4 protein-coding genes are annotated in these 5,288 nt (G+C 35.6%); 1 reads left to right on the top strand and 3 read right to left on the bottom strand.

Annotated elements, in window-relative coordinates; genetic code table 11:
- Positions 1-110: 110 nt before the first annotated feature.
- Genes thiI through HMPREF0367_RS09775 form a run of 3 tightly spaced genes read right to left on the bottom strand, consistent with a single transcriptional unit; the run spans position 111 to position 4,201 of the window.
- The gene (thiI, locus tag HMPREF0367_RS09765) at positions 111-1,310 is read right to left on the bottom strand and encodes a tRNA uracil 4-sulfurtransferase ThiI (RefSeq protein WP_035403810.1); all 1,200 of its coding nucleotides are present in this window, start codon (positions 1,308-1,310) and stop codon (positions 111-113) included.
- On the bottom strand, positions 1,294-2,424 hold the full coding sequence (locus HMPREF0367_RS09770) for a cysteine desulfurase family protein (RefSeq protein ID WP_035403812.1): 1,131 nt from the start codon (positions 2,422-2,424) through the stop codon (positions 1,294-1,296). Before HMPREF0367_RS09770 ends, thiI begins: the two co-directional genes overlap by 17 nt.
- Before the next feature lies 1 nt (position 2,425).
- Positions 2,426-4,201 carry a septation ring formation regulator EzrA gene (locus tag HMPREF0367_RS09775; RefSeq protein WP_035403814.1) on the bottom strand — a complete coding sequence of 592 codons (1,776 nt, stop codon included), beginning with the start codon at positions 4,199-4,201 and terminating at the stop codon, positions 2,426-2,428.
- A 278-nt stretch (positions 4,202-4,479) separates the two neighbouring features.
- On the opposite strand from HMPREF0367_RS09775, the gene rpsD reads away from it, so the two are divergent.
- The gene (gene rpsD, locus HMPREF0367_RS09780) at positions 4,480-5,088 is read left to right on the top strand and encodes a 30S ribosomal protein S4 (protein ID WP_015536047.1); all 609 of its coding nucleotides are present in this window, start codon (positions 4,480-4,482) and stop codon (positions 5,086-5,088) included.
- Positions 5,089-5,288: the final 200 nt, after the last annotated feature.

Below are 5,288 nucleotides of genomic sequence, written 5' to 3' on the forward strand. Positions count from 1 at the left end.
ACGGGATACCCCACTACCCCCTCAAAGTAGCGTGTCTGCCTATTCCACCACGGCCTCATTACCCGAATATTCTACAATAAGAAAGAAAAAAATAAAAGAAAAAAAGAAGATTAGAAGAGTTCTTCCTCTGCCTTATCTTCTTTTTTAGGATGGATCCAAATAGATTCAACATTTTCAATACAGTCATTGACCATGGTTTCAAAATCAAAACGATCTTCATATTTTTTACAACGATCAATCTTTGGCTTTGTAACAGGATTTTTTGGTGTAAAGATAGTACAACAATCTTCATAAGGTAAAATTGATGTTTCATATGTTCCTATTTTTTTCGCAAGATCAATAATTTCTACCTTATCCATACATACAACAGGACGAATAATTGGTGTGCTCGTTACTTCGTTGATTGCCTGCATGCTCTCAAGTGTTTGGCTGGCTACCTGACCAATAGATTCTCCGGTTGCGATTGCCTGAGCATGACGTTTTTCAGCCAGTCCTGTTGCGATACGCATCATCATTCTACGCATCAATGTAATCGCATAACTCTCATCTGCATGTTGATAGATTGCCAGCTGGAGATTGGTAAAAGGTACAACATGAACTAGCAGATCGCCCTGATATCCACAAATCTGCTGAGCAAGTTCCATGACTTTATCCTGTGCATTTTGTGATGTATATGGTGGAGAAGCATAATGAATGCATTCGATATGCGTCCCACGTTTCATCATCAAATAACTTGCAACAGGAGAATCAATACCTCCACTTAATAAAACCATTGCCTTTCCGCCTACACCAACCGGATATCCTCCAGCCCCTTCAATACGGTCTGTCATAATATAGGCAGCATCTTTATGAACTTCTACAACAACTTTAACATCTGGATTATGTACATCCACTTTCCAATTGCTATTCTTTAAAATTGCTGTTGCGACCAAACGATTCATTTGATCTGAAATAATTGGGAAAGTTTTATCACTTCTTCTAGCTGCTACTTTAAAAGTTTTGCAAGCATCTAAATCCTGCGAATCAAGACAAGCCTGAATGATTTCATCCATATCTGGTTTTGTTTTGATTGCAAGTGAGAAAGAAGAAATACCAAATACCTTTTTTAATACTTCACTTACTTGTTCGGCATTTTCATCATGAAGGTAAATATACATACGATCATGCTGGCGTTCAAATTCTAGAGTTTCAAAAGACTTTAATGCTTTTTTTACATTAACCATTAACTGTTTGATAAAACTGTTTCGATTTTTTCCTTTTAAACTTAACTCGCCATAACGAATCAAGATATGATCATAACGATAATCCATATTCTTTTACTATCTCCTTACATGCTTTGATAAACTGTTTTGCTTCTTCTAATGTGTTGTTCTTATCAAAAGATAAGCGAATCATATGGGTAGCACTCTTTTGAGTCTTGTTCATAGCTAATAAAACACTGCTGGCATTGCTTGAATGCGATGAACATGTACTTTTAGCCGAGACACAGATTCCTTTTTTATCTAAAGCATTTAACAATACTTCACTTGTAATCATATCCAATGAAATATTTAGTATATAAGGAATCGCATCATCTGGCGAATTGATTTGTGTATTAGGAATCTTCATGATTTCTTTTCGAATGTATTCATTGATTTCTTTAACATGTTTATATCCAGCTTCCTGTTCTTCTAGTGCTAAGCGAATTGTTTTTGCCAAGACAATATTAGCTGGAGCATTTTCAGTACCGCCACGTAACCCTTGTTCCTGCTGGCCACCTTGAATCAAAGGCACCAATTGAATCTTATTTTTCTTCATCAATAAAGCGCTACCTTTTAATCCATGGATCTTGTGTGCAGAAATCGTAGCCATATCCAAAATTTCAAAAGGAACATCAATCTTCGAAAAACTTTGAACACAATCCACATGAAATGCACAAATAGGATTTGAGTGTACGATCTTTTCAATCTCTTTGATTGGGTTGATTGATCCAACTTCATTATTTACATGCATGATCGATACCAGAATTGTATCTTTACGCATGTGATTTTTAACGGTTTCAGGTGTAACGATTCCCTGCTCGTTAATCTTCAACTCCTCAATTTCAAAACCAAAGCGCTTCAAAAACTCCATTGAATGTGCGACACTTGCATGCTCCACATTGCTAGTAAGAATATGATGGCCTCGATGTTCATTTGCCAAAGCATAGCCAATGATAGCTAAAGAATTGGATTCACTGGCGCATCCTGTAAAAATAATTTCAGAAGGATTTACATGCAAAAGCTGTGCGATATTCGCACGGCTTTTTTCTAATAATTGATGTGATCTACGCCCTAAAGCATGAAGACTATCTGGGTTTCCATATGTATCTTTTAAAAGTTTTGTATATACATCAAGGACCTCTGGGCGCACAGAGGTCGTTGAAGAATTGTCAAAATAAATCATATTACTGAGCCACATTCATGACCGCAGGATCTTTGCGGGCAACAAGTTTTTCATAAACACCAGGATGCATATTCTCAATTGACTGGATCGCAATTTTTAATGCTCTAGTATATTCACCATTCTGAAAACACAATTCAGCACGTGTTAAATCGGAGTCAATTGCCGGATGAGATGAACGGAATCTATTACCAAATACAATTGCATTTTCAACCATGATTGCAACACCGATCAAATTATTAGCATTGTTGTAAAGACGATAAACAAAATCAATCGCATCCTGTAAATCAGCATTCAAAGTTTGAACATCTAATGGTGAATGTTCAAGTACAACACGTACACGAGAAATCAAGCGTTCCCCCTCTTTAATATCTTCATTAAAAGAAGAAGAAATACTTGGTAAATGACGTGTCATGGCGCTTAAACGAACTTCATTTAAGATCAACTGTAATTTGATCAATTGTTTCTTTGCTCTTGATTCATCACTAGAAGCTCCCACAAGTTTTTGTTTCATGTCTTTGACCTGAGCATGGAACTCTTCAACTTCCTGTGTGTATTCACGATACTGATGAACTAATTCAACACTAGTCTGTTCATCATTCTTTAATAAATTAACAATTGAATCACGCTTTTTCTTTAAAGATGTTAGTTGTTCATTCGCTAACATGAAGCGCTGTGTCCAATCTTCCAATCCAAAGCGATCTTTAATGTTTGTATACAAATTAACGATTTCTTTTAATTCTACTTCAATCTGATCAACAACACTTAATGTTTCTTCTAGATTTCCATGAATTTCATCATATGCATGCTTTTCATTTAAGATATCATCCTGCAAAGCAAGGATATGATCTCCGATTTCATCAAGCGCATCACTTGCCTGATCAAAATTTCCAGTATCCAATAAAGATATAGTTTTTTCCAATGCATTTTCAATCGCATTGATTTTTTGCTCTGGTTCAAGATAGCTCAAATCAATTTTTTCAAGCTCCATCTGTTTCATAGTTGCCTTTACTTCTTCTAAGGCACGTGGCAAGACCACTTTTGCCTTCTCATAATATCCTGGGCAGGCAGCAATCTTAGAGCTGATATCATCTACCATCTTAGAAATTTTTTCCTGTTCCTCTTTTGCCTTATTGAACTCACTGGCAAACATCCATTCTTCAAAGTTTGAGAATTCGTCTTCAATCACATTCAATGCATTATCAATATATTCTGCAGCACTGTAATAAGAAGAACGATTATCATTGTAAACTTTTTTAACATTACCATAGCGTTCTTTTAAAGCATTGGCCTGTTCACGAACTTCCGTTTCTTTTTTCAAAATATGATCCAGAGATTGTGTTACAATTCGAATTCTTTCTTTTGTTTCATCAATCACTGTTTCTAATTCATCCATAGAACGCATTGCCTTTTTAATTCTATGTCCTGCTAGATAATCATCTGCTTCAGTAAACAATGTTTCACAATCAACCACACTGTCTACACATGTCTTATATTTTGGAGTTAAATTTTTAACACGTTCCATTATATCATCATTGACTCTTGCAAAAGCTGAAGCTTTATTGAACTTATATTGTAATGAATTGTTGCGAATTTCATTAACTTCCAGTTCTAGATCATTGATACGTTTGTTTGCCTTACGAGAACGAATTGTTCTTGTGATGATCCAAATCAAAATCAATAATAATATGGCAATAGAAATATAAATTAACATTTCAGTTGATAAGTGCGTTGTAACCACTGAAACGATTGAATTAAAAAAGTTAACAACACTTTCCATAGTGCACCTCCCGCATACCGAGTCTATTATAGCAAAACTTATTCATTCTTGCACTAAAATTTAATTCAAGTTCTTGATTTTGCGTTTTTGCTCTGTTATGATACTAGAGCATAAATTGATAGCAGCATACAAAGCTATGGAAAATGCGTTACAAGCCACTAGGCGATACGAGTAAACAAAGAGCTGATTGTAAGAAAGTATCTTTTGTAACACAAGCTATAGTGATTTGTACTGTTATTGTTTTATGAAGCATAAAACAATAGGAGGAAAAGAATTTTATGTCAAGAAACACAGGAAGTACTTGGAAAAAGTCACGTCGTCTTGGTTTCTCAATCCTTGAAACAGGTGAAGAACTAACTCGTCGTAATTATGTTCCAGGACAGCATGGTAATGCACGTCGTGCAAAACTAACTAACTACGGTCTTCAGTTGCAAGAAAAACAACGTATCCGTCACACTTACCAGTTAAGTGAAAAACAGTTCTACAACACTTATATCAAAGCTAGCAAGCGCCCAGGACCTTCTGGCGAAAACTTGTTAGTAATGTTAGAATCTCGTTTGGATAACCTTGTTTATCGCATGGGATTTGCCCGTACTCGTCGTGGAGCACGTCAGCTGGTGAACCATGGTCATATCTTAGTTAACGGAAAGAAAGTAGATATCCCAAGTTATCAGGTTAAACCTGGAACCGTTATCGAAGTTCGTGAACGCGATAAAAACATGTCAGTTGTTGCAGAAGCTTTAGAAGCTGCTACTACTCGAGTTGCATTCGTTGAAGTTGATGCAGAAAACAAAAAAGGAACTTATGTTCGTTATCCAGAACGTAACGAATTATTCACTGCTCAGCCAATCAATGAATTGTTGGTAGTTGAGTTCTATAACCGTTAATACTTGAATAAAATCACAAAGAAAGCTTGGATCAAACCAAGCTTTTTTTGTATGTCAAAATTAAAATAAAAAGTCTGTTTAAAACAGACTCTTTATCAAGATCCTATCGTTACTTCTTAAAGGCTTGAATAAAACCAACATTTTCCGCTATAAATGTATAGAATCGATAAGTTTTTTCGGATTTTTGAATCACTCTGGTT

Source organism: Faecalitalea cylindroides ATCC 27803 (genome assembly GCF_000469305.1).
Lineage (GTDB): Bacteria > Bacillota_I > Bacilli_A > Erysipelotrichales > Erysipelotrichaceae > Faecalitalea > Faecalitalea cylindroides.

Coding starts and splice junctions, on each gene's coding strand:
- HMPREF0367_RS09770 (WP_035403812.1), bottom strand. CDS start 2,424: ATGATTTATTTTGACAATTCTTCAACGACCTCTGTGCGCCCAGAGGTC.
- HMPREF0367_RS09775 (WP_035403814.1), bottom strand. CDS start 4,201: ATGGAAAGTGTTGTTAACTTTTTTAATTCAATCGTTTCAGTGGTTACA.
- rpsD (WP_015536047.1), top strand. CDS start 4,480: ATGTCAAGAAACACAGGAAGTACTTGGAAAAAGTCACGTCGTCTTGGT.
- thiI (WP_035403810.1), bottom strand. CDS start 1,310: ATGGATTATCGTTATGATCATATCTTGATTCGTTATGGCGAGTTAAGT.